This window comes from Pseudomonas sp. NFR16 (genome assembly GCF_900108875.1).
In the GTDB taxonomy this organism is placed as follows: Bacteria; Pseudomonadota; Gammaproteobacteria; order Pseudomonadales; family Pseudomonadaceae; genus Aquipseudomonas.
In genome coordinates, this window is sequence record NZ_FNYJ01000005.1 from 93,249 (window position 1) to 118,512 (window position 25,264).

Consider the following 25,264-nt stretch of genomic DNA (forward strand, 5'->3'; position numbering starts at 1 on the left):
AATCCAACCGTTTGTTGGCAAGAGGCGTTCGCAAACCGCGAACGCTCTAGCGAAAGGTCCCACGCAAGTGATCGAACAACAACGCGCTGACCGGTGACAGCGTCGCCCGGTCGCGCACCACGAGAATCAACGTGCGACGGGCCCATGCGTCGCTCAGCGACACGGCAGAGAGGCCGAGGGGCGTACCGAGCAGGTCGAACGCCTTGCGCGGCAGCACGCCAATGCCCATGTCGGCCTGAACCATTCGGCACATCGCGTCGAAGCCTGGCACGTGGATACGCACGCGCAGAGGCTTGCCGTGAGAGCGGGCTGCATTCTGGGTGCGCATGTTGATCGAGCTGGCGGCGTGCAGGCCGATGTAGTCGCTGCCAAGAGTGTCCTCGAACGCAACGGATTCAAGGCCCGCCAGCGGATGGTCCGCGCGCATGACCACAACGAGTTCGTCACGCCGGTACGCCACGCTGTGCAAGCCTTGAACGTCGGTGTCTTCGGAACAGATTCCGATGTCCGCGACGCCATCGATCAACCCCTGAACGACGCCAGTGCTGGGCCGCTCTTCGAGGTCGACCTTCACCCGTTCATGGCTGGTGGTGAAGTCGTGCAGGTCTTCAGGCAGAAACTGAATGATCGCCGAGAGGTTCGCCAGCATCCGCACATAACCGCGCATGCCCTGAAGATGCTCATCGAGTTCGAGGCCCATTTTTTCGAGATCAGAGAGCATGCGGCGGGCGTGATGCAGCAGCGTTTCGCCTGCCGCCGTGAGCAGCATGCCCTTGGCATTGCGCACGAACAGGCCGATGCCCAGCACTTCCTCAAGCTCCATCAGCCGCTTGCTGGCGGCCGAAACGGCAATCGCCTCTCGTGCAGCCGCGCGCGTCAAGGTGCCTTCCTCGTGCACGGCGACGAAGAGCTTGAGGGTGATCAGGTCGAGACGACGGATCAGATTCTTATGAAGCATTAGGAGGGTCCCGACAGCAGCGAGCGCCCAAGAATACACGCAATCGGCGCTGCGTTAGCCCAGCGCGCTCGGCTGAGCGACTCGCATGAACGGCATCGCTACCCGCCATTCCGCCAGACGGTCTCCTCGCCTTTGCACCCGTAACTGGCTTCCTGGCTAAAGAACCGCGCCGCCCACCGGCGCCGTCGGGCATCATATTGATCCAGACGCCCCCTCCCCGATTTCGTATCCTTCGAGTAACGTATAGCCATAGCCGTCGGCCTGTTTCGCTTGTCGAGGAGACAAAGCGCTGCAACCCCGCAACACGATAGAAGGTCACCCCGTGCATAAAGTCAGACTGATCAAATATTTATGGACCCATCAGACCCCCGAAATTTCTTCTGAATGGTCCAAACTGCTGTTCGAAGTGGAGTTGCCGTTCGTCCCGTTCCATGGCTTGAACATCCAGCTGCCCGATCAGCGCGCCTGGCGCATTCGCGACGTTGAGTGGAACGTTGAAGAGCAGACCTTCCGCTGCCACATCGAAGATCAGTTCATGAATCTGCTCGATGTCGACGATTCTTATGAAGACTGGATCGACATGCTGCTTGAATGCGGCTGGGAGCTGAGCGGCCGCTACACCAACGAACACAACAAGACCTGATCGGCGAAAGCCTGCATTCAGGATGACCTCGCCACAGGCGCGGATATTGGCGACACAGACGGCCATGCGGCAATGACATGAGCCAGGCACGCGGCCTGCCAGACAGGCCCGGCATTTACCTTGAGCGCGACTGCCATGAAATGGATTTTCTGCTGGGTCCGTCACCTGACTGGCGCTTTGGTGATGGGGTCGTCTGCGCTGTTCGCAGCACCGAGCGTTCCGGTTTACGTTCCCGAAGCCCCGCCTCTGACCATGCTCAACGACGGCGACCGACACGGTATCGCCGGTGATCTGGCGCTTAAGGCGATGGACATGGCCGGTTACTCAGCGACCTTTCTCTCCCCGCCCTGGCCCAGGGCGCAGCGCGATGTGGCCAATGGCAAGAACCTGCTGATCGCGCCGCTGACCCGCACTCAAAGCCGCGAGAACAGCTTTACCTGGATTGCTCCGCTTCTGACGATGGACCGGACATTCTTCAGCCTCGATCGCCGGGTCGACAGCTTCGACGAGGCGCGCAAGGCCTTCAAGTTGATCGCCGTCGGCATTGGAAGCGCGCAGGAAACCCGGCTGCGCGAAGAAGGCTTCCCGGCCTCGCAGATCTATCCCTTGAAAATCGGTGACAACCCGGCGCAGATGCTGGTCAAAGGGCGCGTCGATGCGTGGTTCAACGGGGTGCCGGAAACGCGCTACATCTGGAAGCAGATCAGCGACCGGCCGCTGGTGATGAGCCGCGTTCTGATGACTGCAAACCTGTATCTGGCCTGCTCGAAAGAGTGCGACTCACAGATGGTAGAGAGCCTGCGAAAGGCGCTCGACACGTTGCAGAGCGATGGCACCGCTGCTCGCATCGAGGCCTCGTACCTGAAAGGTCTGCCGGCCTGGTGAACGCCGGACAGACGCTGTCTGCCTGCCGGCGATTACCGGTCAGGGCAGCAGAATGACTTTCTCGGCTGCGCCTGCGTTCACCTGGGTGTAACGCGCCAGGCCGTCGTCCAGAGGGGACTCGATCAGCCCGTTGGGCAGCGGCAGCGTGCCGTCGTCGAACAGCTTGCCGAACTGCTCGAGCATGCGCGCGCAGGCCTCAACGCCATACAGCAGCGAGTTGATGCCCACCACCGAGCCGCCCTTGCGGTAGAGCGCCAGCGCCGGCAGTTGCACATGGCCGTCCACCGGTGCCGCAATGATCGCGATGCGGCCGAACTGCGCAAGCGCTGGAACCGCGGCCGGCAGCCAGAAGCCAGTGGTGTCGAAAATCACATCGGCGCCGCCCGGAAACACTTCATTGACCTGCGCGCCCAGCTGTTCAGGTGTGTCGAGGAGAATCGCCTCGAAGCCCTGTTCGCGCAACGCGTTGAGCTGCTCGGGTCGACGCACCGCCGCCAGCACCTGCGCACCCCGAACCCGCGCCAAGGCGATGGCCGCGCTGCCGACCGCGCCATTGGCACCGATCACCAGCAAGCGTGTTTTGGCGCCCACGAGGCTGCGCTCTAGCGCGTCCCACGCCGTGGTGTAAGGCACGCCGAGGCTGGCGGCCTGAACGAAACTCAAGGACTTGGGTTTGAGTGCGACACCTTTGGCCGAGAGCGTGATGTAACCGGCATGAGAGCCATTGCGCGAAAAACCGATCTGATTGCCGGTGCCCCAGACCTCCTGGCCGACCAGCTCCTGCGGGCCTTCAATCACCACGCCGGCGAAATCGCGGCCTGGAACCCGAGGCAGCGTGGTGTACGGGAAACGCCCGAGCACGTTCTTGACGTCGCTGGGGTTCAAGCCCGCCGCTTTGATCTGCACCAGCACCTCACCTTCTGCAGGCACGGGTGTTGGCAGCTCGACGACTTCCAGCGCAGCCAGGTCGCCGGTTCGGGAAAATTGCAGTGCTTTCATAGCGTCAAATCCAGGTGTCAGACGGAAGATTCGGGTCGATTCAAGAAATCAGGTTGGCGAACAACTGACGGCCCATCGGCCACAGCTTCTCGCCTGCCTGCATGCCGAGCAGGCCGACAAGCGCGACCAGAGGCGGCGCCGGTGAGCGAAAATCCAGGGCGCCGTACAGCAATCCGACGGCGATACCGATAGTGAGGGAGATGATGTAGCTCATGGGAAACTCCGGAAATCTGGCGGCGCGCGGCACAATTGCGGCGCGGCGGCGTCAAGCGATAACCAGAGTGTAAGGAGAGGCCGAAAAGGCTACCGGCCAAGTACTTCTGAATTTCGGACAGTGATCAGCGGCGTCAGCCTGCCTGCTCTCCCAGAGGGTATTGCGACGGCGCCATGCCCAGTTCGCGGCGGAACATGTCACTGAAGCTGCTGGGCGAGTAACCCATGGATCGGGCGATCACGCTGACCGGCACGCCTTGAATGATCTCGGCCACCGCAGTCGCCAGTTGCACCTGCCGCCGCCACTCCGCGAATCCCATGCCGAGTACGGCCAGAAACAGGCGCGACAGCGTCCGGACGCTCGCTCCCGCATTTTCCGCATGCTGCTCGAACGGAATATCAATCGAGGGCTCGATCATCACCGCCTGGCAGACATTCATCAGCCGGCGGTCACTGTCATCGGGCATTGGCACCTTCAACAGCGAGCGCCTGGCCCGCTTGAGCTCGAGCAGCGCAAGCCCGGCCAGGGCGTCGTAATACTCGGAGTCCTTGTCCTGTTCGGCGACCAGGCCAACGATCAGTTCGCGCAGTAGTCGGCCGACTTCCAGCACCTGAACCGTCGTGTCCAGCGTGTGAGCCAACGCGGGACGCAGGTAGATATTGCGCATTTCCAGGTCCGAGACGACCCGAATGCCATGGGGCACGCCGGGCGGCAACCACACGGCGCGTTGCGGCGGCACGACCAGCGCCTCATGCGGCGTTTCCACCCACATCACGCCCGACATCGCGTACAGCACCTGCCCCCAGTCGTGTTCGTGCGGCTCGATGTACAAACCGCGCGGGTACGTTCGGGACAGAGGCTGCACGGCGACGGCGGTGTCGGAGAGATCGGGCGGCGCGGCTAGGGCCATGACGGTGACCGGCGGAAGTGGGAAAGTTGCGATGTTAACGGAAGATCGACCGACGAAACAAAAACGCCCCGGTCACGGGACCGGGGCGCTCTTTGCAACGTCAGCTCAACAGCCGTTCAACATCAGAAAACGTTGATCGGGTAGTCGATGAAGATGCGGGTTTCGTTACCGCCAACGTTGTACTGATCGACATCGTTGGAAACGCGCAGGAACGAGTTGCGCAGACGCACGGACAGGTCTTTTGCCGGACCGCTTTGCACGACGTAGCTCAGTTGGCTGAACAGTTCGCGCTCTTCGCCACGACCACGGCCTGACCCGTCGTCGATGTTGTCGCCGCGAACGTAAGCAACCTTGTAGCTCAGGCCAGGCGTGACGACGGTGGCCAGGTTCACGCCATAGCCGGCCTGCCAGGAGCGCTCATCCTTGCCGTTGAAGTCCGACCAGTAGGAGTTGGACAGGTAAATGGTGTTGCCGCCATCGCTGAAACCGCCGTTGTTACGGTAGCCGCCGTAGTTGTAGCCGGTTTCACCGGTGCTGCGCTGGTGCGCGAGGGTGAAGGAGTGGATGCCCACAGCCCACGTCGCGGCCAGGGACCAGATCTTGTTGTCACGGTCGTCATTGACCGCAACGTCCTTGTCCAGCTTGGTCTTGTAGCCGTTGAAGTCGAAGGTCAGCGACTGATCCTTCGGCAGTGCCCAAACGTAGTTCAGGTTCACGTATTGCTTCTTCAGCGTGTCTTCGTCGTCGGAGGCGTAGAACGCGCCGCTCAGGGCGTCGGTGAACTTGTAGGCGGCACCGTAGACGTTGATGCTCTTCAGGTCGCCGCTGTCACGGCCTTCGGCGCTCTTGCGGGTCAGACCCGTGAAACGGCCAGCCACCAGCTTGAGGTCTTTGATCTCTTCGGACGTGATCATGGTGCCGGTGTAGGTTTCTGGCAGCAGACGCGAGTTGTCGTAACTCAGCACCGGCAGCTCGGGCATCATGTCGCCGTATTTGAGCACGGTGTTGGAGATACGGAATTTGACCGCGCCGCCGAAGCGCTGCAGGTCGTCGGCAGCATTGCCGCTGTCGCCTTGCTTGAAGAAGTCGATACCGCCGGCACCGCTCTTACCCTTGCCACCGTCCAGACGTACCGCGTACAGGCCGAACGCATCGACGCCCACGCCCACGGTGCCCTGGGTGAAACCGGACGAATAGTTGGCCATGAACGCCTGGCCCCACTCGGCGCGGTCTTGAGGGCCGTTCTTGTAATCGCGATTGATGTACGCGTTACGCAGATTGACCTTCAGGCTGCTGTCTTCGACAAAGCCGTTGGCGTCTGCCTGGCCATCCGCCATGGCGTGGCTGGCGGCGAAGATGCCCAGAGCGAGCAAACCGATACGCTGTTTCATCTTGTTGTCCTTGTGAGCAGATTAATCGCACGCTGTGGCAAATACCCGGACAGGTAATTGCGTCTCCCGGAACGAAAAAACACTCCGGAAGCCAGCACGAAATCATCGCAGTGGACTACTGATGCACGTACATGGCGCTTGGCCACAGGCGGTGGAGGCGCGAATGCTATCCGCCACATACAGGCATGTCAATTTGATGAACCCCGAACAGACATACGGCTCACGCCCTTCCCGACTGGGGAACGGCGCGCGTTTCAGCCGTGAAGAATGCCCAGCAGCGCCTCAAGTTCCGCATCGTTGATCAGGCCGCGCGGATAGCGTTTGACCAGCATGTCCCGGTAATCGGGCGCCTGTGCCTGCTCCTGTGAACGGGGAGCCTGGGTTATCCGTAACCAGTCCGCCATCATCTGCCGTGCTTCACTGCTCGCAGACAAACCTCGAGTCACTTGCAACTCATGACCTGCGTTCATTGGGATAACCTCTTGCGTCTTGGACCGCGAAATTTACGGTGCTTTTGTTACAGACGAACGAACCGGGTAACTGTTCAGGTAACGCAATGGCGCTGTGTCGCGGCACACTCGAGAAAACGCTACCCACAAAAAAGCCCATCGTTCGATGGGCTTCAAGACAGCAAGAAGTGAACCAACTCAGCGGCGGTGTGGCGCCGGCTGTTGCTGGGTCAGGCAGTGAATATTGCCACCGCCCAGCAGCAGCTCGCGGCCCGGCACCATCACGACCTCATGCTCCGGGAACAATTTCTGAAGGATCTGGCGGGCAGTTTCGTCCAGTGGATCATCGAAGCTGGGAGCAATGATTCCGCCGTTGACGATCAGGAAGTTCACATACGATCCGGCAAGACGCACCGAAGGGTTGCGCTCCTGGCTGCCGTGCACCTGATCAACGCCATCGCACTCTTCTTGCGTGGCGAACAAAGGACCCGGAATCGGCATTTTGTGCACGATGAAAGGCCGACCTTTTGCGTCACGGGCGTTTTCCAGAACACCCATCGCCGCCTGGCAACGCGGGAAGTTCGGGTCTTTCGGGTCATCCGTCCAGGCCAGCAGAACTTCGCCAGGCCGCACGTAACAGCAGAAGTTATCCACGTGGCCGTCTGTTTCGTCGTTGTACAGACCGTCCGGCAGCCAGATGATCTTCTCGACCGACAGATAATCGCGCAGCACCGTTTCGATTTCTTCACGATTCAGGTGCGGGTTGCGATTGCGGTTGAGCAGGCATTCCTCAGTGGTGATCAGCGTGCCTTCGCCGTCGACGTGAATCGAGCCGCCTTCGAGCACGAAACCTTCAGTGGCATAACGAGGGCAGCGCTCGATTTCCAACACCTTGCTTGCCAGCGCGGAGTCCAGGTTCCACGGCGAATACAGGCCGCCGTCGAAACCACCCCACGCGTTGAAGTCCCAATCCACGCCCCGTACTTCGCCGCTGTCGTTGATGACAAAGGTCGGGCCGGTATCGCGCACCCATGCGTCGTCGTTGCTGATCTCGACGACACGAATGTTCGGCACATCCAGACGCGCCCGGGCGTTGTCATACTGACCCGCGGACACCGCGACAGTCACAGGCTCGAAACGGGCGATCGCCTTGGCCACCGCGACATGGGCGCTCTGCACCGGCTTGCCGCCCAGGCGCCAGTTGTCCGGACGCTCGGGCCAGACCATCCAGGTCTGGGTTTGCGGGGCCCATTCGGCTGGCATGTAGAAGCCATCGACGCGGGGTGTGCTGTTGAGAGTGGTCACAGTATTCAGGACTCCATCTGTTCGTCGAAGCTTAGCGGCAGAGAACGCACCTTATAGCCGATAAAAATCGAATAAAAAAGCCATTTCCTGTCTCTTTGGTTCGAAGATTTCAAATCAGGGCGGATAATAATCTGGCAGCCGACTCATGGGACGCTCAACCTTCAAGCTCGCTCAGCACCTTCGACACGTTATCCACGAAGAAATCCACGCTGCGACGGGTGGTCACCATCGGCGGTTTGATCTTCAGGATGTTCAGGTAATCGCCAGTCGGCTGCATGAATATCCCCAGCTCGCGCAACCGATCGCACAGGTATGTGGTTTCTTCGGTGGCAGGTTCCAGGGTCTGGCGATCACGCACCAACTCCAGCCCCAGATAAAAGCCCGAACCATGAGCTGTGCCGACCAGAGGATGTTGATCAACGAGCGCCATCAGCCGCTCTTTGAAGTAATCGCCCACCGACCGCGCGTTCTCCCAAAGCTGCTCCTCTTCCATGACATCCAGTACAGCCATGCCGATCCGGCAACTGACCGGGCTTCCTCCCGAAGACGAGAAGAAATACCCCTCAGCCTCCAGCGCCTCGGCAATTTCGCGACGCGTGATGACAGCGCCGAGCGGCTGGCCGTTGCCCATTCCTTTGGCCATGGTGATGATGTCCGGGACCACGCCCTGTTCCTCAAAGCCCCAGAAATAATGGCCCAGACGGCCATAGCCGACTTGCACCTCGTCGGCGATGCACACGCCGCCCTGCTCGCGCACCTTCTGATAGACCTGCTGCAGATACCCGGGCGGCAGCGAAATGCCGCCGGCATTGCCATACACCGGCTCGCAGATGAATCCGGCAACCTGGCGTCCCTGTTCGGCCAGCCGACTCAGGTGCGCCTCGACATTCTTCAGATAAAACGGTGTGCTGTCGGCGCCTCGGAATTCGCCACGCCAGGTGTTGGGCGCAACCACCGGATGAACCCAGTCCGGGCGCGTGCTCAGGGCTTGCGGGTTGTCAGCGATGGAAGTGGAGATCGCATCGGTCGCCACCGACCAGCCGTGGTAGGCCTCCAATACGCTCAGCACATCGCGCCCGCCGCTGTAAGCCCACGCCAGTCTGATGGCCAGATCGTTCGCTTCGGTGCCGCTGTTGACCAGAAATACCCGATCCATGCCCGCAGGCGCGAGCTTCAGCAGCCGCTCGGAAAACTCAGCGATGGCCGCGTAGTGAAAACGCGAGTTGGTGTTGAGCAATGACCACTGCCGCGCCGCGACCTGGGCCATGCGCGGATGACCGTGACCGAGCACCGCGACATTGTTGAGCATGTCCAGATAGGAGCGGCCCTGCATGTCGATCAGATGGTTGCGCCAACCCCGCTCGATCTGTGGTGGCGCCTGATAATAGTGCTTTTGCGATCGGGCAAAGCTGGCATCCCGACGCGCCAGCAACTCATCCGGGTTTTCAAGCGCCGGGGCGTCACAGTCAAAACCCAGCAAGCGCTTGGGTGACGGGCACAGCGTGCGCCACGCGGCCGCGCGCGAAGGTGTTGTGAACAACGGCGGGCTCAGATCCGGGAGCGAACACAGCTGCACGATCAGCGAACCGCCGCCCTGCCCGACGACGTCGCCGGCCCCGAATTCGACGCCCGAATCGAAGTCCGAACGCACGCCCCAGAGACGCAGGTTCGACTCAGCGCCCTTCAGCAGCAGCGCACCATCCGCGGTGTGGCGCAGCGAGCCGGCGAACGGCGCATGCACGGCAGTGCCATGGGGAATCTGCAATTCCACATGCAGGGCGAATGTCTCCGGCTCTTTCGCGCTGTCGGCCAGGGTTCGCGACAGCCGATATTCGCCGTAGCGGCTCGCTGTCAGGCCATGGCGCTGCGCAGCTTCCTTGAGTAACCGCTCATCGATTCCGGACTGCTCCCAGTTACCCGCATCGAAATGTTCGCTGAGCACACCCAGATCGACCAGCGTGAAAGGCTGGCCACTCAGACTCGGCAACAAGGGAGAAAACGTCTCGATGACGTTCTCTTCCGCACCTTGGCCCACGGCGTCGAGAATCGCCGCTTGCATCAGCGCTACCGGGACCGAAGTCGCCACATCAAAGATGTTCCATTCGCTGGCGAGGTTGGCCTGTATGTACGCGTTGTCCGGCTCGATATTCGCCTGCTGCTCGCTGCTGAGCACCAGCACGGCTGCACGCGCCACGATCAGCGGCCACAACGCTTGCAGCTCTGCGCGGCCAAGCGGGTTGATCGCGTGATACGCCTTGACGGCCCGCACTATATAAAGTGGGTCGCCCTCGGCATGGTGCAGCAACGCCGCGCAAGTCACCGACAGGTCGGCGATGCGCCAGGTGCTGACAAGATCGCCGAAGTCGATCAGACCCTTCAGTTGCCATTGATGATGAGCGTCGCGCTCCCAGACCACGTTGTACTCGGTGATGTCCATGTGGATGGCCTGCACCGGCAGCGCGCTGATTAACGGCAACAGATGGGCGTGCGCCTGCTCGGCTGCTTCGGCGATGCAAGCGCGCTTCTCGGCGCTGTCGATCACCGGGAGCAGGTGTTTGATCAGTGCACTGGCGTGGCGCGGGTCCCACTGCAGAATGCGCGAAAGCCCTGGGTGTTCGAAGTCGGCCAGCGCCCTGTCGGCTCTGGCGCAAAGCTCGGCCAACCGGGTAGCAACGTGGGGGCTCAGGTGCGAGACATGAGCAAGCGGCTGGCCGTCGATGAACTCCAGCAACCGGGCGTGCACCGCATTGCCGTCGACGTCGATGGATAGCAAGTCTTGGCCTTCCAGCGTGCGCTGCACCGCCGGGACTCGCACGTCAGGTCGATTGCGCAGGTGCGCCAATGCGGCATGCTGGGCTTGCAGTTCTACCGTCGAGTAATCGCCGTGGCAGATTTTCAGCACGAAACGCCGCCCGTCCCCGCAATCGAGCAGGAAATTGCGATCCTGATGACTGCCCAGCTCCTTCAACGTTCCCGACAGCCCGTAATACGTCGCCAGCAATCCGGCAGCTTGCACAGCGCTGATTTCCGGGCACGGAAGACTGGATCGACGTATCAAGGTGGCAAGCGGCATGAGCGAAAGCCCTGTAGACGAGAGGAAGCAGGCAATATCGCCAGTTGCACGGGTTTTAGGCAACCCCATCGCGAGGTGCCATAAAGAAAAACCAGACCTGATCGATAGATAGTGTAGCCGTTAAGCCCGTGAAACAGTCGCGGCGGTTTTATGACGCTTTCAGGGCTTGGCAATCAATTAATTTCATGGCCGATGGGCGCTTTGCGCCTTGCGCGTGGGCACCGCCCGCCCACAAGCTATGCTTCGTATCTTGACGTCCATCCAGGGAAGAAGGTTTAGCTATGCGAATACTTGTCACCGGTGGCGCCGGTTTTATCGGTTCTGCGCTGATCCGCCATTTGATCAACAACACCGACCATGACGTACTGAACTTCGACAAACTGACGTACGCAGGCAACCTCGAATCGCTGCAGAGCATCGCAACCAACACTCGTTATGAGTTCGTTCAGCAGGACATCGTCGATCAGGCCGGCGTCAGCAAAGTGCTGGCGCGCTTCAAACCCGATGCGATCATGCACCTGGCGGCCGAATCGCATGTCGACCGCTCGATCGATGGACCGTCAGAATTCATTCAGACCAACATCGTCGGCACGTACAGCCTGCTCGAAGCGACCCGTGGCTACTGGCAGACCTTGCCTGAAGCCGAACGCGCGGCCTTTCGCTTCCATCACATCTCGACCGACGAAGTGTATGGCGACCTGCACGGGGTCGACGACCTGTTCACCGAGACGACACCTTATGCGCCAAGCTCGCCATATTCGGCCAGCAAGGCTGCTTCGGACCACTTGGTCCGGGCCTGGCAGCGCACCTACGGCCTGCCCGTGGTGGTGACCAACTGCTCGAACAACTACGGTCCGTTCCACTTTCCGGAAAAGCTCATCCCGCTGGTGATCCTCAATGCCCTGGCCGGTAAACCGCTGCCTGTCTATGGCAACGGCTTGCAGGTGCGTGACTGGCTGTTCGTCGAAGACCACGCCCGCGCACTGCTCAAGGTCGTCACCGAGGGCAAGGTCGGTGAGACCTACAACATCGGTGGCCACAACGAGCAGAAGAACATCGATGTCGTGCGCGGGATCTGCGCGTTGCTCGAAGAGCTGGCGCCTGATCAACGCAAAGGTGTCGCGCACTATGCCGACCTGATCACTTACGTGACCGATCGACCGGGCCATGACATGCGCTACGCCATCGACGCCAGCAAGATCGAGCGCGAGCTGGGCTGGACACCGCAAGAGACTTTCCAATCAGGGCTGCGCAAAACCGTGCAGTGGTATCTGGACAACCTGGAATGGTGCCGCAACGTGCAGGACGGCAGCTATCAAGGTGAACGCTTGGGCACCAACGTGAAGGATCTGATCGCATGACTAAGGGAATTGTACTGGCTGGTGGCTCCGGCACCCGTTTGCACCCCATCACCCTCGGGGTCTCCAAACAACTGCTGCCTATCTACGACAAACCGATGATCTATTACCCGATCTCGGTATTGATGCTGGCGGGCATCAAAGAAATCCTGATTATCTCGACGCCGCTGGACCTTCCCCAATACAAAGCGCTATTGGGCGACGGCAGCCAGTTCGGCGTGCACTTCCATTATGCCGAGCAGCCCAAACCTGACGGGCTGGCGCAGGCGTTTCTGATCGGGGAAGAATTCATCGGTGATGATTCGGTCTGCCTGATTCTGGGCGACAACATCTTCCACGGTCAGCATTTCAGCGACCAACTCAAGCGCGCAGCAGAACAGAAAGCTGGCGCCACTGTGTTCGGCTATTGGGTCAAAGACCCGGAGCGCTTTGGCGTGATCGACTTCGACAAGGACGGGCACGCATTGTCTATCGAGGAAAAACCCAAGGCGCCGAAGTCCAGCTACGCCGTCACCGGGCTGTATTTCTACGATAACGAAGTGATCCGGATCGCCAAGAACGTCAAGCCATCGCCCCGCGGCGAGCTGGAGATCACTGACGTCAACAACGCCTACCTCAAGCGCGGAGATCTGCGCGTAGAGCGCTTTGGCCGCGGCTTCGCCTGGCTCGATACCGGGACTCACGACAGCCTTCTCGATGCGTCGCAATACGTGCAGACCATCGAGCACCGACAAGGCCTGAAGGTCGCATGCCTTGAAGAGATCGCGTTCCAGAATGACTGGATCGACCGCGCGCACCTGCTCAAACGGGCTGACTATTTCGGCAAGACCGGCTACGGTCAGTACCTGTTCAAAGTCGCAGGGGAAAGTCAGTGAACGTCATCGAGACTGAGTTGCCAGAAGTCCTCATCATCGAACCCAGGGTGTTCGGCGATGAGCGTGGCTTCTTCTACGAGAGCTTCAATGCCAAGGCCTTCGCCGAGGCAACCGGGGTCGACGCGCAGTTTGTGCAGGACAACCATTCACGCTCGCAGAAAGGCGTGTTGCGCGGCCTGCATTATCAGATCGAAAACCCGCAGGGCAAACTGGTGCGGGTCACGGCGGGCAAGGTGCTCGACATCGCTGTGGATATCCGTCGCGGCTCCAGCCATTTCGGCAAATGGTTCGGGCTTGAGCTGTCCGCCGAGAACGCCAGGCAGCTATGGATTCCGCCAGGATTCGCCCACGGGTTTCTGGTGCTGAGCGATTACGCCGAATTCCTGTACAAGACCACTGACTACTACACCCCGTCGGCCGAGCGCTGCATTCGCTGGGACGATGAAGAACTGGCCATCGACTGGGGCCTGACGGAGCCGCCCAAGCTGTCGGCCAAGGATCAGGTCGGGAAAACCCTTAAAGACGCGGACGTCTTCGAATGAGTGCATCGCTGCGGATATTGATCAGCGGACAGCACGGGCAGGTCTCGCAGGCGTTGCAGCAGAGCCTGAAGGATCTGGGCAAGTTGATCGTGTTGGGCCGCGATCAACTGGACCTGAGCCGGCCCGAGTCTATCGGCGAGGTGGTCCGCCGCATTCAGCCGGATCTGATCATCAACGCTGCCGCGCACACGGCGGTGGATCAGGCCGAGAGCGAACCGGATCTGGCCTTCGCGATCAATGCGACGTCGCCGGGCGTTTTTGCTCAAGAAGCCGCAGCGCTGGGGATCCCGTTCATTCACTACTCCACCGACTATGTTTTCGATGGCAGCAAAGAGGGAACGTGGAACGAGCATGACGCGCCAAACCCTCTCGGGGTGTACGGCCAGAGCAAGCTGGCGGGCGAACAGGCGATCTCGGCAGCGGGCGGGCAGTCACTTATTCTGCGCACCAGTTGGGTCTATTCGCTGACAGGACGCAACTTTCTGCTGACCATGCAGCGCCTGCTGCAGGAGCGCGAGAAGCTCACCATCGTTGCTGACCAGATCGGCGCGCCGACGTGGGCAGGCACCATCGCCCAGAGCACGCGGCAGTTGATCGAGCGCTGGCGCGAAGGCAGGCCCGGCGCTTGGGGCGTGTATCACCTGACGGCCAGTGGCGAGACTTCGTGGTTCGGCTTCGCTCAAGCCATTGGCGAGCAACTGGTCAAAGACGGCAAGCCATGCGCGGTCCTTGAGCCCATCCCATCCAGCGCCTACCCGACCCCTGCCGTTCGCCCGCTCAATTCGCGTCTGGATTGCAGTCGCCTGCAGCGTGAGTGGGGGGTGAGCCAACCGGACTGGCACGATGCACTGCTGGAGTGCTTAGCGCAGCAGCGCTAGGCATAATGGCGCCAACCGATGCCAGGGCAGCCGGGCCGAGCACACTGCAGCGCCTGAACAGCACGAACCAGGCATCGCAACGGACCCCTCGGGCGATTCAATGACCAGCACTTCCTCTCTACCACGCCGTCCCCGATGGCGCAGCCTCGCCCTGCTTGCACTGTGCCTGGCGCCGCTGCTGTGGCCGCTCGAACGTCTGGCCGAACATTACTATCGCAACGAACTGTTGAGCCAGAATCGCCAGACACTCGATCTGTACGTCGCCAACCTGCTCGGCACCCTGCACCGCTACGAAGTCCTGCCGCAAATTCTGGGCGACCTTCCCGGCCTGCGCGCCATGCTCGCCAACCCTCAGGACAAACACACCCAGGACAGCGCCAACCAGCTGTTGATGAATACCGCGCGCCAGACCGGTGCCGAAGTCATCTACCTGATGGCGCCGAACGGCGACACCCTTGCCGCTTCGAACTGGGACAAACGCGACAGTTTCGTCGGCCGCAACTTCGCGTTCCGCCCCTACTTCAGCAACGCGATGGCAGGCAATCTCGGCCGTTTCTTTGGTCTGGGAACCACGTCGGCCAAACGCGGTTACTTCTTCGCCGCCGCCGTGCGCGACGGCAACACCGTGATCGGCGTGCTCGTGGTCAAGGTCGATCTGGACCTGACCGAAACGCTGTGGGGCAAGACCCCTGAGCAACTGCTGGTCACCGACCACAACGGTGTGGTGATTCTGACCTCCAACCCCAGCTGGCGCTTCAGGGCCACGCGCCCGCTGAGCGAGGAAGAAAAGCAGGCGATCATCGCCATTCAGCCCTACCCGACCCGAGATCCCCGGCCGCTGCAACTGGACGAAAACGGCTGGCTGACGCAGACCCAACAGATCGATGAAACCGGCTGGAGCGTGAACATTCTGGCGCCCAAGGTGCTGGTGTCACGGCCTGTGCGCACGGTTGTCGCCATTGGTGGCGCAACCCTGCTCGTTTTGATGCTGCTGCTGGGCATCATGATGCAGCGGCGCCGGCATTACCTGGACCGGATCGACTTCGAGGCGCGGGCACGGCGTGAGCTGGAAGCCCGGGTGATCGAGCGCACCAGCGATCTGGAAGGGCTCAACCGACGCCTGCGTCAGGAAGTGCTGGAGCGCGAACAGGCGCAACAAGAGCTGTTCCGTGCTCAGGACGAGCTGGTTCAGGCAGGCAAGCTGTCGGCGCTGGGGACGATGTCGGCCAGCATCAGCCACGAACTCAACCAGCCATTGGCGGCGATCCGCAGCTACGCAGAGAACGCCGAAGTGCTGCTCGATCATCAGCGCACTGACGACGCCCGGGGCAATCTGAAACTGATCAGCGAACTGACCGGGCGAATGGCCTCGATCATTGCTCATTTGCGCGCATTTGCGCGGCGGGATCGTCATGCCCCTGAAAGCGTGGCGCTGCAGCCAGCGCTGGACGATGCACTGGCACTGCTTGCCAAGCGTCGCCGGGCGATGGAAGTGGAGCTGATCCGTGACCTGCCCGACGCCACGTTGTGGGTCCAGGCAGGCGAGACGCGCTTGCGCCAGGTGCTGGGCAATCTGCTCGCGAACGCGCTGGATGCACTGACCGAAAAAGGCCCGCCGCGCAAACTGTGGATCAGTGCCGAGCACAACGCCGAGGGCGTCAGCCTGTACATTCGGGACAACGGTCCGGGCTTTTCCAGGGAGGCGCTGGAACACGCCCGCGAACCGTTTTTCACCACCAAGACCCGCACACAGGGGTTGGGGCTCGGGCTTGCGATCTGCGATACGCTGATGCGCGCACTGGGCGGCGAGTTGCTGTTCGCCAATCATCCCGAAGGCGGCGCGCTGCTGACCTTACGTATGCGCACCGGTGCCTCGGGAGTCAACCTTCAACCGCCGGAGGATCTATCTGCATGACCACGGACACCGCCATCGACAGCCGCATACAGGTTGTGCTGATCGACGACGACCCGCACTTGCGCCAGGCGCTGAGCCAGACCCTGGATCTGGCCGGCCTGAAAATTCTGCCGCTCAGTGACGCCAAAGGTGTGCAGGCCCGCATCGAGCGCGACTGGCCGGGCGTGATCGTCAGCGACATTCGCATGCCCGGCATCGACGGCCTTGAACTGCTGAACCAGTTGCACGCGCAGGACGCTGATCTTCCGGTATTGCTGATCACCGGGCACGGCGATGTGCCGCTTGCGGTACAGGCGATGCGTGCGGGCGCGTACGATTTTCTTGAAAAACCTTTCGCCAGCGACGCCCTGCTCGACAGCGTGCGGCGCGCCCTGGCGTTGCGCCGTCTGGTGCTGGACAACCGCAGCCTGCGTCTGGAGCTCAGCGACCGCCAGCAATTGAGCACGCGCCTCGTCGGCCTCAGCCCGTCGATCCAGCGATTGCGTGATCAGATTGGCGCACTCGCCGCCACCAAGGCCGATGTGTTGATTCTGGGTGAAACCGGCGCCGGCAAAGAAGTCGTCGCGCGCGCATTGCATGATCTGTCCAACCGCCGGAATGGCCCGTTCGTGGCGATCAACGCCGGTGCGCTGGCCGAGTCGGTGGTTGAAAGCGAGTTGTTCGGTCACGAACCCGGCGCGTTCACGGGCGCGCAAAAGCGCCGTATCGGCAAATTCGAATTCGCCAACGGCGGCACGCTGTTTCTCGACGAAATCGAGAGCATGAGCATGGACGTGCAGGTCAAGCTGCTGCGCCTGTTGCAGGAGCGGGTGGTCGAGCGGCTCGGCGGCAATCAACTGATCCCGCTGGACATCCGTGTCATTGCGGCGACCAAGGAAGACCTTCGGCAAGCCGCTGATCAGGGCAGATTCCGGCCGGACTTGTACTACCGGCTCAACGTCGCGCCGCTGCGTATTCCGCCGTTGCGCGAACGGGGCGAAGATGCGCTGGTGCTGTTCCAGCATTTCGCCGATGGTGCCAGCCTGCGCCACGGCTTGCCGCGCCACGAACTGCAGCCGGGGCACAGGGCGATGCTGCTGCGACACACCTGGCCGGGCAATGTGCGCGAGCTGCAAAATGCCGCCGAGCGCTTTGCCCTGGGACTCGAGCTTGAGCTTGAAGGCGGTCCGCGGGATGACCTGCCTTCGTCCGGCGGGGGACTGAGCGAGCAGGTCGAGGCGTTTGAGCGCGCCCTGATCGCCGCCGAACTGACCCGCCCGCACAGCTCCGTTCGCAGCCTGGCCGAAGCGCTGGACGTGCCCCGCAAGACCCTGCACGACAAGTTGCGTAAACATGGTCTGACGTTCAGTGGTGGCGGTTCCGATGACAACGATTGATCCAGATTCGAAAGCCCGCGAGCTGCAGGAGGTCCTGCATCAGGACATTCCCCTGACCCGCGACATGGGCATGCAGGTGATCAGCTGGCAAAACCATCAATTGCGCCTGCATCTGCCGCTGGCACAGAACATCAACCACAAGAGCACACTGTTCGGCGGCAGCCTGTATTGCGGCGCCGTGCTGGCGGGCTGGGGCTGGCTGTATCTGCGCCTGAAGGAAGCCGGCATCGACGACGGCCATATCGTGATTCAGGAGGGGCAGATCAGCTATCCCCTCCCGGTCAAGCGCGATGGCGTGGCGATCTGCGAAGCGCCGGATGATGCGACGTGGGAGAGGTTCGTGAAGATGTATCAGCGCCGAGGGCGCGCGCGGCTGTCGCTGAACACCCGCATTGTGGCGAAGGACTCGGAAGAGTCGGCGGTGGAGTTTGTCGGCCAGTATGTATTGCATCGCTGACTGTGCTGCGAACACTTCTGGGCGTGAGCCAACTGTGTTAATGCCCCATTTGATCCACGGCGACAAACCTGACGCCTTCCCGGCTAAAGCCGGTCCTACGAAAAGCTTGGGGCGTCCGTAGGACCGGCCGCACCCCGTCCTGCGAAAAGCTTGCGGCGTCCGTAGAACTGGCCGCACCCCGTCCTGCGAAAAGCTTGCGGCGTCCGTAGGACCGGCCGCACTCCGTCCTGCGAAAAGCTTGCGGCGTCCGTAGGACTGGCCGCACCCCGTCCTGCGAAAAGCTTGCGGCGTCCGTAGGACTGGCTTTAGCCGGGAAGAGGCCGGTGCATGCTATAGAGATGCAGCGGGTGGAAATCAGGCTTCGCGAGCAAGCTCCTCCCCACAGGATCTACGCCTGGGCGACACGCAGTGTCAGCCCTTCGCCAACTCGACCAACGCCTCGCGCCATGCGGCCTCTGCCGGCAACGCCAGAAAAAACTCGTTGAGCAGCGACTCGCGCGCCGGATAGTCGAACGTATTTCCCGCCAGATCGAGCACCACACCGCCTGCGCCTTCGAGCACGCCCTGCGCCGCGGCAGTGTCCCACTGCGACGTGGGCGCCAGACGCGGATAGCAATCGGCAGCACCTTCGGCCAGCAGGCAGAATTTCAGCGAGCTGCCGACGTTGGTCAGTTGCAATTCGCCAACTGCGGCAGACAGCCCGGCCAGCAATCGCTCTTGCTCGGGGCTTGAGTGACGACGGCTGGCGACCACCGTGAACGCCTCCCCCTTCGGCGGCACGTCGCGCACGCGAATGGGCGCAAGGTGCGTGTCATCGTCACTGCGCCACGCGCCCAGCCCGGCGCCGCCGACGTAGCAGCGTTGGGTAGTCGGCATCGACACCACGCCGAACACCACGCGACCGTTTTCGATCAGCGCGACGTTGACCGTGAATTCTTCGCTGCCCGAAATGAATTCCTTGGTGCCATCCAGCGGGTCCACCAGCCACCAGCGCTGCCACTGCCCGCGCTCGCTCAACGGGATGTCGGCGTCTTCTTCAGACAAAATGTGAATGTCCGGAGCCAGCGCCTTCAAACCGGCGGCCAGCACGTCGTGGGCCGCCAGATCAGCAGCCGTGACAGGCGAATCATCAGACTTGGCCATCACGTGCACATCGGCGCGCCAGAACGGCAGAATCGCCTCGCCCGCGCGACGACAAAGCTCCATGACGGGGGCCATCAATGGGTGCGGAAAATCGGCGAACGCTCGGCTCATGGCTTGAAATCCCCACGCTGGGCGAGCAGGTCGCGCGCCAGGTACAGCGCCGCCAGCGCCCGCCCTTCGGTGAATTGCGGGTGCTGCACAAGACTCGACAACTCGCGCAGATTGACCTTGTCCACTCGCATCGGCTCAGGCTCGTCCCCGGGCAGGCGCTCTTCATACAGATCGGTGGCCAGCACCACCTGAATCTTCTGGCTCATATAACCAGGCGAGAGCGACAGTTCGGTCAAATGTTCCAGCGTGCGCGCCCCGAATCCGGCCTCTTCCTTGAGCTCCCGGTTGGCGGCGGCCAGCACATCTTCGCCCGGCTCGACCAGGCCCTTGGGCAGCGACAACTCGTATTCATCGGTGCCACCGCAGTATTCCTCGACCAGTACCGCGTGCTCTGCATCGAGCATGGCCACGATCATCACGGCGCCGTAACCGTTGCCGCGGCCGACCAGACGCTCATACACACGCTCGACGCCGTTGGAGAAGCGCAACTGCACTTCTTCGACTCGGAACAGACGACTACTGGCGACGATTTCGCGGGCAAGCACGGTGGGTTTCTGGCGCATGACAGGCTCCTTGGCGTAGACGGGGTACTATACCGCGGGTTTTCCGAAAGTCGTCGTCGGATAGCCACCGCGACTTTTTCAATGCCGAGGACCTTTATGCCTTCTTTGCCATGGCGCGATATCGACACCGTTTTGCTGGATATGGACGGAACGCTGCTGGATCTGCATTTCGATAACCATTTCTGGCTGGAGCATTTGCCCCAGCGCTATGCGCAGCTGCACGGCGTGAGCCTGAGCCTGGCAAAGATGGAACTCATGCCACTGTTCGAAAAGAACGCTGGAACGCTGAACTGGTATTGCACCGATTTCTGGAGTGCGGAACTCAAGCTGTCGGTGAAGGACCTGAAGGCCGAAATTGCCCATCTGATCGCGTTACGGCCCGACGCGGAGACCTTTCTGGCGGCCATCAATCAGGCCGGCAAACGCGTGATCATGATCACTAACGCCCATCGCGACTCGCTGTCGCTGAAAATGGAGCGTCTGCAACTGGCGCCCTGGTTCGAGCGCCTGATCAGTTCTCACGATTACGGTTTCCCCAAGGAGAACCCGCAGTTCTGGGACGCGCTGCACGCCGACATCAACTTCGATCCGGCGCGCAGCCTGTTCATCGATGACACCCTGCCGATCCTGCGCAGCGCGGGACGCTATGGCGTCAAACACCTGCTGGCGGTCCGGGAACCCGACAGCCGCAAGGGGCCGAAGGACACCGAGGAATTCGCGGCGGTAGAGGATTACCGCCAGCTGATTCAGGGTTTGTAAGGCGCGGCGCATTGCGGGGGTAACGCTGCTCGCGCGCAACTGACGCAGCTGGCGGCAATCAGCACCCCATGCGACATCCTGCCGCGCTAGAATCGCCGGGCCAGCCCTGTGCCTTGCGGAGTGACAATGGACATCAAACAGCTGAAATTCCTGATCGCCCTCGACGAAACCCGTCACTTCGGACAGGCCGCCGCACGTTGCCACATCACTCAGCCAACCCTGTCCATGCGGCTGCGCAGCCTTGAGGAAGAACTGGACTTGCCGCTGGTCAACCGGGGGCAGCGCTTCGAAGGGTTTACCGCGCCGGGCGAACGCGTGCTGGCGTGGGCCCGCACTGTATTGGCAGCCTACGACGGCTTGCAGGCTGAAGCCGCTGCCTGTCGAGGTCATCTGGTCGGCACATTGCGGTTGGGCGTGGTGCCGCTGTCCAACTTCGATCCATTGCCACTCTTGCAACGCCTGCACAGCACTCATCCGAACATGCGCTTCGAGCTGTCGGCGCTCAGTTCCGAGCAGATTCTGGACCAGCTCGCGAGCAACCGTCTGGACTTGGGCGTTTCCTATCTGGACCGTCTCGATACCGAGCGCTTCGACTCGCTGGAGCTGGCAGAAACACGCATGGGACTGATGTACGACCAGCGCTATTTCAGCTTCGGCGAAGAGCCGCTGAGTTGGGAAAGCCTCATCGAGTTGCCGCTGGGCATGCTCACCAGCGGCATGCATTTTCGCCAGTCGATCGATCATAATTTCCACAGCCGCGGCCTGCATCCGCAGCCCATCCTTCAGACCGACGCAGTGCATCAACTGCTGCAGGCGGTTCATGGCGGATTCTGTTGCGCAATCATGCCCCTGTATGGCGGCCTGGAAACGCTCACCGAGCACCTGCGGCTGCAGCCCATCGAACAGGCTCAGACGCTGGCCCGCCTGGGCCTGATCATGCGCCGCTCGGCGCCCCGCTCTGCGCTGGCCGAAGCCAGCTTTGCGCTGTACCAGAAAATGATCGAGCCTTCTTGATCGACGTCATCTATCGCGGCATCAGTACTAGCGATTAGACGTTATGCAAGCAGAGGCCTAGGCTTAGGGCTTGAATAATCTGCCGGTAATTCCTGATGCAAGCCAAGCACACGGAGACCACGGCGCCCGCAAAACAACTGCCCGCGCCCGCCGCAAGCCATTCGTACAGTTACTCCAATCTTGCCCACGACACCTGCGAGCCGAACGTGCTTGCCGAAGAGGTGGCGCTGGCTATTGCCTTCAACGGCATCAGTCAGGCGGTGATGCTGGTAACCCCGACTGATCTGGAAGACTTCATCGTCGGCTTCAGCATTGGCAGCGGCATCATCGAATCGGCAGACGAAATCTACGACATCAAGCTCGGCGGCTGCGGCTCTGCGCAAACAGCAGAAGTCGAGATCGCCAGCCGCGCATTCTGGTACCTGAAAACCCAGCGTCGACAGCTCGCTGGCACCAGCGGTTGTGGTCTGTGTGGCGTAGAGGCGGTGGAACAGGCGCTTCCCGAACTCAACGTGCTGCCCGGCGCGCCTTTGCCTCCGGCCCACTGGCTGGAAGGGCTGCGCGAACGCATGAGTGAATTTCAACCACTGGGCGAGCATTGCGGCGCGGTCCATGCGGCCATGTTCATGAACGATCAGGGCCAACTGTTGCTGGGGCGTGAAGACATCGGCCGCCACAACGCCCTCGACAAACTGATTGGCGCATTGATCCGTCAGAACATCCCGACCTCTGGCGGCCTGGCCGTGGTCACCAGCCGTTGCAGCCTGGAGCTCATTCAAAAAGTCTTGCGTGCCGGCATTCAGACCCTTGTCAGCCTGTCCTCGCCTACGGGCCTGGCGCTGCAATGGGCACGTCGTCACAACCTCAATCTGATCCATTTGCCTAAACACAGCGCGCCACGGGTTTATAGCCCTGCCTTGGAGAACAAAGCGTGAGCATGCACAAACAAGCCGACAAGACCCCAGTCCCACGCTATAAGCCCTACAAAGGTCCGGCCGGTGGATGGGGCGCACTTATCAGCGTTACCCAAGCCTGGCTGACCAGTGACAACGCGCTGAAAAACCTGCGCATGATGCTCAAGACCAACCAGAACGGCGGTTTCGACTGCCCGGGCTGCGCGTGGGGCGACTCGCCGGAAAGCGGCATGGTCAAGTTCTGCGAAAACGGCGCCAAGGCGGTTAACTGGGAGGCCACCAAGCGCCGTGTCGACCCGTCCTTCTTCGCGCGTTACAGCGTCAGCTCCCTGCTTGAGCAAAGCGATTACTGGCTGGAGTATCAGGGCCGTCTGACCGAGCCGATGGTCTACGACGCTGAATCCGACCGCTATAAGCCGATTGCCTGGGACGACGCGTTTGCGTTGATCGCCAAGCACCTGAACAACCTGCCCAGCCCGAATATGGCCGAGTTCTATACCTCGGGTCGGGCCAGCAACGAAGCAGCGTATCTGTATCAGCTGTTCGTGCGCGCTTATGGCACCAACAACTTCCCCGACTGCTCGAACATGTGCCACGAAGCCAGTGGCGTGGCGCTGTCGCAAAGCGTGGGCGTCGGCAAAGGCACCGTGACCTTCGATGACTTCGAACACGCCGATGCCATTTTCGTCCTCGGCCAGAACCCGGGCACCAACCACCCGCGCATGCTTGAGCCGCTGCGTGAGGCGGTCAAGCGCGGTGCTCAGGTGGTCTGCGTGAACCCGCTCAAAGAGCGTGGCCTGGAGCGCTTCCAGCATCCGCAACACCCGATCGAGATGCTCAGCAACGGCTCCGAACCGACCAACACCGCTTACTTCCGCCCGGCGCTGGGCGGCGACATGGCGCTGCTGCGCGGCATGGCCAAATTCGTGCTGCAATGGGAGCGCGAGGCACAGGCGAACAATCAGCCGGCGATCTTCGACCACGCGTTCCTCAACGAACACACCAACGGTATTTCGGAGTATCTGGCCGCTATCGATGACACCACCTGGGAGTTCATCGTCGAGCAATCGGGCTTGCCGCTGGACGACATCGAGCGCGCAGCGCGCATGTACGTCAAAGGCAAGAACGTGATCATGTGCTGGGCGATGGGCATTACCCAGCATCGTCATTCGGTACCGACGATTCAGGAAGTCGCCAACCTGATGCTGCTGCGCGGCAACATCGGCAAGCCGGGCGCTGGCCTGTGCCCGGTACGCGGCCACAGTAACGTGCAGGGCGACCGCACCATGGGCATCAATGAGCGTCCGCCGGCGTTTTTCCTGGACGCACTGGAAAAACGCTTCCAGTTCAAAGTCCCTCGTGAAAATGGCCACAACGTCGTTGAAGCCATCCACGCCATGCTCGAAGGCCGCTCCAAGGTTTTCATCGGTCTGGGCGGCAACTTCGCTCAAGCGACGCCGGACAGCCCGCGCACGTTTGAAGCGTTGCGCAACTGCGACCTGACCGTGCAGATCAGCACCAAGCTGAACCGCAGCCATTTGATGCATGGCAAAGAGGCGCTGATTCTGCCGTGCTACGGCCGCACCGACATCGACATTCAGGCCGAAGGCCCGCAAGCGGTCACCGTTGAGGATTCGTTCAGCATGGTTCATGCCTCTAACGGCCAGCTCAAACCTCTGTCGCCGCACATGCGATCGGAACCGGCGATTCTGGCGGGCATCGCTAACGCCACACTGGGCAAGCAGCCGGTGGACTGGCTCTGGCTGGTCGCCGACTACAGCCGCATTCGCAACCTGATTGCGGAGACGATTCCGTCGTTCCAGGACTTCAACGAGAAGATCAAGAATCCGGGCGGCTTCTATCTGGGGAACGCTGCCGGTGCGCGTCGCTGGAATACGCCAAGTGCGCGCGCCAACTTCAAACCCAACGCGTTGCCGAACGATCTGCTGCACGAAAGCATTCGGGGCACCGGTATCGTGCCTGACCTGATCATGCAGTCAATGCGCTCGCACGATCAGTACAACACGACGATTTATGGCCTGGATGACCGCTATCGTGGCGTGAAAGGTCAACGCGACGTGATGTTCCTCAACGAGGCGGACATCATCCGTCTGGGTTTCGTGCCGGGCCAGAAGGCCGATATCGTGTCGATCTGGGGTGATGAGGTGGAACGTCGGGTCAAGGGTTTCACGCTCTTGCCGTTCGACATTCCGGCTGGCCAGGCCGCAGCGTATTACCCCGAAGTGAACCCGCTGGTGCCACTGGAAAGCGTCGGCGACGGCAGCCACACTCCGACGTCGAAATTCGTGGCGATCAAGCTGGAGCGACACAGCGAAGTGGCCCGGATCATCTGACCGGCCTTCGGAGCGTCAGACGCCCACCGCGTGCACCGGCCTTGCTGCCGGTGCCCGGCAGCAGCGCGATTGCGTGCAGCTCCAGAATCCGTCTGATGCCCGCTGGCATTGCTTTTAACTCTGCCGAAGGCGCGGGAGCGTCGCTTGCCCGCGATCGGCTGCGCAGCAGTCTTATAAC

Annotated in this window: 23 protein-coding genes; 13 read left to right on the forward strand and 10 right to left on the reverse strand. The window is 61.4% G+C overall.

Going from position 1 to position 25,264, the window contains the following annotated elements; all coding sequences use genetic code 11:
• Positions 1 to 46 precede the first annotated feature (46 nt).
• Positions 47 to 958 carry a LysR family transcriptional regulator gene (locus BMZ10_RS19035; protein WP_093465818.1) on the reverse strand — a complete coding sequence of 304 codons (912 nt, stop codon included), beginning with the start codon at positions 956 to 958 and terminating at the stop codon, positions 47 to 49.
• 322 nt (positions 959 to 1,280) lie between these two features.
• On the opposite strand from BMZ10_RS19035, the gene BMZ10_RS19040 reads away from it, so the two are divergent.
• Together BMZ10_RS19040 and BMZ10_RS19045 are read left to right on the forward strand one after the other, a co-directional pair.
• Entirely contained in the window at positions 1,281 to 1,601 is a 321-nt protein-coding gene (locus BMZ10_RS19040; protein ID WP_093465820.1) for a hypothetical protein, read from the forward strand.
• Between the two features lie 135 nt (positions 1,602 to 1,736).
• On the forward strand, positions 1,737 to 2,486 hold the full coding sequence (locus tag BMZ10_RS19045) for a substrate-binding periplasmic protein (protein WP_256214535.1): 750 nt from the start codon (positions 1,737 to 1,739) through the stop codon (positions 2,484 to 2,486).
• A 39-nt stretch (positions 2,487 to 2,525) separates the two neighbouring features.
• Here the strand turns inward: BMZ10_RS19045 and BMZ10_RS19050 are convergent, their stop codons facing one another.
• The 7 genes from BMZ10_RS19050 to BMZ10_RS19080 all read right to left on the reverse strand — a co-directional run bounded on the left by BMZ10_RS19050 (position 2,526) and on the right by BMZ10_RS19080 (position 10,827).
• Positions 2,526 to 3,485 carry a quinone oxidoreductase family protein gene (locus BMZ10_RS19050; RefSeq protein ID WP_093465822.1) on the reverse strand — a complete coding sequence of 320 codons (960 nt, stop codon included), beginning with the start codon at positions 3,483 to 3,485 and terminating at the stop codon, positions 2,526 to 2,528.
• Positions 3,486 to 3,525: 40 nt separating this feature from the next.
• Positions 3,526 to 3,699: a DUF1427 family protein gene (locus BMZ10_RS19055; RefSeq protein WP_093465824.1), complete on the reverse strand. Its 174-nt coding sequence runs from the start codon at positions 3,697 to 3,699 to the stop codon at positions 3,526 to 3,528.
• 133 nt (positions 3,700 to 3,832) lie between these two features.
• Entirely contained in the window at positions 3,833 to 4,609 is a 777-nt protein-coding gene (locus BMZ10_RS19060) for an AraC family transcriptional regulator (protein ID WP_093465826.1), read from the reverse strand.
• A 122-nt stretch (positions 4,610 to 4,731) separates the two neighbouring features.
• Positions 4,732 to 6,000 (reverse strand): OprD family porin, encoded by a 1,269-nt coding sequence (locus BMZ10_RS19065; RefSeq protein ID WP_093465830.1) that lies wholly within the window; start codon positions 5,998 to 6,000, stop codon positions 4,732 to 4,734.
• A 254-nt stretch (positions 6,001 to 6,254) separates the two neighbouring features.
• Positions 6,255 to 6,470, reverse strand: a complete 216-nt coding sequence (locus BMZ10_RS19070) for a hypothetical protein (RefSeq protein ID WP_093465832.1) — start codon at positions 6,468 to 6,470, stop codon at positions 6,255 to 6,257.
• A gap of 177 nt (positions 6,471 to 6,647) precedes the next feature.
• Positions 6,648 to 7,754, reverse strand: coding sequence for an agmatine deiminase (gene aguA, locus BMZ10_RS19075; RefSeq protein WP_093465834.1), 1,107 nt, complete (start codon positions 7,752 to 7,754; stop codon positions 6,648 to 6,650).
• Positions 7,755 to 7,908: 154 nt separating this feature from the next.
• A complete protein-coding gene (locus BMZ10_RS19080; RefSeq protein ID WP_093465836.1) occupies positions 7,909 to 10,827 on the reverse strand; it encodes an aminotransferase in 2,919 nt (972 codons plus the stop codon).
• Between the two features lie 281 nt (positions 10,828 to 11,108).
• Here BMZ10_RS19080 and rfbB point away from each other — a divergent pair, with 281 nt between their 5' ends.
• From rfbB to BMZ10_RS19115, 7 genes are all read left to right on the forward strand, one after another.
• A complete protein-coding gene (rfbB, locus tag BMZ10_RS19085) occupies positions 11,109 to 12,188 on the forward strand; it encodes a dTDP-glucose 4,6-dehydratase (RefSeq protein ID WP_093465838.1) in 1,080 nt (359 codons plus the stop codon).
• Positions 12,185 to 13,060: a glucose-1-phosphate thymidylyltransferase RfbA gene (rfbA, locus tag BMZ10_RS19090; protein ID WP_093465840.1), complete on the forward strand. Its 876-nt coding sequence runs from the start codon at positions 12,185 to 12,187 to the stop codon at positions 13,058 to 13,060. Before rfbB ends, rfbA begins: the two co-directional genes overlap by 4 nt.
• Complete coding sequence (rfbC, locus tag BMZ10_RS19095) at positions 13,057 to 13,602, forward strand: dTDP-4-dehydrorhamnose 3,5-epimerase (RefSeq protein WP_093465842.1); 546 nt, start codon at positions 13,057 to 13,059, stop codon at positions 13,600 to 13,602. Before rfbA ends, rfbC begins: the two co-directional genes overlap by 4 nt.
• A complete protein-coding gene (rfbD, locus tag BMZ10_RS19100; RefSeq protein ID WP_093465844.1) occupies positions 13,599 to 14,480 on the forward strand; it encodes a dTDP-4-dehydrorhamnose reductase in 882 nt (293 codons plus the stop codon). The genes rfbC and rfbD overlap by 4 nt, the downstream gene beginning before the upstream one ends.
• Before the next feature lie 100 nt (positions 14,481 to 14,580).
• Entirely contained in the window at positions 14,581 to 16,395 is a 1,815-nt protein-coding gene (locus BMZ10_RS19105) for a sensor histidine kinase (RefSeq protein ID WP_093465846.1), read from the forward strand.
• The gene (locus tag BMZ10_RS19110) at positions 16,392 to 17,771 is read left to right on the forward strand and encodes a sigma-54-dependent transcriptional regulator (protein WP_093465848.1); all 1,380 of its coding nucleotides are present in this window, start codon (positions 16,392 to 16,394) and stop codon (positions 17,769 to 17,771) included. The genes BMZ10_RS19105 and BMZ10_RS19110 overlap by 4 nt, the downstream gene beginning before the upstream one ends.
• On the forward strand, positions 17,758 to 18,228 hold the full coding sequence (locus BMZ10_RS19115) for a YiiD C-terminal domain-containing protein (protein ID WP_093465850.1): 471 nt from the start codon (positions 17,758 to 17,760) through the stop codon (positions 18,226 to 18,228). The genes BMZ10_RS19110 and BMZ10_RS19115 overlap by 14 nt, the downstream gene beginning before the upstream one ends.
• Positions 18,229 to 18,639: 411 nt before the next feature.
• On the opposite strand, the gene cysQ is transcribed toward BMZ10_RS19115, so the two are convergent.
• Together cysQ and nudE are read right to left on the reverse strand one after the other, a co-directional pair.
• A complete protein-coding gene (cysQ, locus tag BMZ10_RS19120) occupies positions 18,640 to 19,482 on the reverse strand; it encodes a 3'(2'),5'-bisphosphate nucleotidase CysQ (RefSeq protein WP_093465852.1) in 843 nt (280 codons plus the stop codon).
• Complete coding sequence (gene nudE, locus BMZ10_RS19125; protein WP_093465854.1) at positions 19,479 to 20,045, reverse strand: ADP compounds hydrolase NudE; 567 nt, start codon at positions 20,043 to 20,045, stop codon at positions 19,479 to 19,481. The genes cysQ and nudE overlap by 4 nt, the downstream gene beginning before the upstream one ends.
• A 96-nt stretch (positions 20,046 to 20,141) precedes the next feature.
• Here nudE and yrfG point away from each other — a divergent pair, with 96 nt between their 5' ends.
• From yrfG to BMZ10_RS19145, 4 genes are all read left to right on the forward strand, one after another.
• Complete coding sequence (yrfG, locus tag BMZ10_RS19130) at positions 20,142 to 20,804, forward strand: GMP/IMP nucleotidase (RefSeq protein ID WP_093465856.1); 663 nt, start codon at positions 20,142 to 20,144, stop codon at positions 20,802 to 20,804.
• Positions 20,805 to 20,930: 126 nt separating this feature from the next.
• A complete protein-coding gene (locus BMZ10_RS19135) occupies positions 20,931 to 21,818 on the forward strand; it encodes a LysR family transcriptional regulator (RefSeq protein WP_093465858.1) in 888 nt (295 codons plus the stop codon).
• Positions 21,819 to 21,913: 95 nt separating this feature from the next.
• A complete protein-coding gene (gene fdhD / locus BMZ10_RS19140) occupies positions 21,914 to 22,753 on the forward strand; it encodes a formate dehydrogenase accessory sulfurtransferase FdhD (RefSeq protein WP_093465861.1) in 840 nt (279 codons plus the stop codon).
• 2 nt (positions 22,754 to 22,755) lie between these two features.
• Positions 22,756 to 25,086: an FdhF/YdeP family oxidoreductase gene (locus BMZ10_RS19145; RefSeq protein WP_177182178.1), complete on the forward strand. Its 2,331-nt coding sequence runs from the start codon at positions 22,756 to 22,758 to the stop codon at positions 25,084 to 25,086.
• The last annotated feature ends 178 nt before the right edge of the window (positions 25,087 to 25,264 follow it).

Bases quoted from the DNA above. Each gene is read 5' to 3' on its own strand.
- BMZ10_RS19080 (WP_093465836.1), bottom strand. From the start codon at position 10,827: ATGCCGCTTGCCACCTTGATACGTCGATCCAGTCTTCCGTGCCCGGAA.
- BMZ10_RS19065 (WP_093465830.1), bottom strand. From the start codon at position 6,000: ATGAAACAGCGTATCGGTTTGCTCGCTCTGGGCATCTTCGCCGCCAGC.
- nudE (WP_093465854.1), bottom strand. From the start codon at position 20,045: ATGCGCCAGAAACCCACCGTGCTTGCCCGCGAAATCGTCGCCAGTAGT.
- BMZ10_RS19045 (WP_256214535.1), top strand. From the start codon at position 1,737: ATGAAATGGATTTTCTGCTGGGTCCGTCACCTGACTGGCGCTTTGGTG.
- rfbD (WP_093465844.1), top strand. From the start codon at position 13,599: ATGAGTGCATCGCTGCGGATATTGATCAGCGGACAGCACGGGCAGGTC.
- BMZ10_RS19105 (WP_093465846.1), top strand. From the start codon at position 14,581: ATGACCAGCACTTCCTCTCTACCACGCCGTCCCCGATGGCGCAGCCTC.
- BMZ10_RS19035 (WP_093465818.1), bottom strand. From the start codon at position 958: ATGCTTCATAAGAATCTGATCCGTCGTCTCGACCTGATCACCCTCAAG.
- BMZ10_RS19050 (WP_093465822.1), bottom strand. From the start codon at position 3,485: ATGAAAGCACTGCAATTTTCCCGAACCGGCGACCTGGCTGCGCTGGAA.
- cysQ (WP_093465852.1), bottom strand. From the start codon at position 19,482: ATGAGCCGAGCGTTCGCCGATTTTCCGCACCCATTGATGGCCCCCGTC.
- BMZ10_RS19145 (WP_177182178.1), top strand. From the start codon at position 22,756: ATGCACAAACAAGCCGACAAGACCCCAGTCCCACGCTATAAGCCCTAC.
- BMZ10_RS19060 (WP_093465826.1), bottom strand. From the start codon at position 4,609: ATGGCCCTAGCCGCGCCGCCCGATCTCTCCGACACCGCCGTCGCCGTG.
- BMZ10_RS19110 (WP_093465848.1), top strand. From the start codon at position 16,392: ATGACCACGGACACCGCCATCGACAGCCGCATACAGGTTGTGCTGATC.
- BMZ10_RS19070 (WP_093465832.1), bottom strand. From the start codon at position 6,470: ATGAACGCAGGTCATGAGTTGCAAGTGACTCGAGGTTTGTCTGCGAGC.
- fdhD (WP_093465861.1), top strand. From the start codon at position 21,914: ATGCAAGCCAAGCACACGGAGACCACGGCGCCCGCAAAACAACTGCCC.
- yrfG (WP_093465856.1), top strand. From the start codon at position 20,142: ATGCCTTCTTTGCCATGGCGCGATATCGACACCGTTTTGCTGGATATG.
- BMZ10_RS19115 (WP_093465850.1), top strand. From the start codon at position 17,758: ATGACAACGATTGATCCAGATTCGAAAGCCCGCGAGCTGCAGGAGGTC.
- rfbB (WP_093465838.1), top strand. From the start codon at position 11,109: ATGCGAATACTTGTCACCGGTGGCGCCGGTTTTATCGGTTCTGCGCTG.
- rfbA (WP_093465840.1), top strand. From the start codon at position 12,185: ATGACTAAGGGAATTGTACTGGCTGGTGGCTCCGGCACCCGTTTGCAC.
- BMZ10_RS19135 (WP_093465858.1), top strand. From the start codon at position 20,931: ATGGACATCAAACAGCTGAAATTCCTGATCGCCCTCGACGAAACCCGT.
- BMZ10_RS19055 (WP_093465824.1), bottom strand. From the start codon at position 3,699: ATGAGCTACATCATCTCCCTCACTATCGGTATCGCCGTCGGATTGCTG.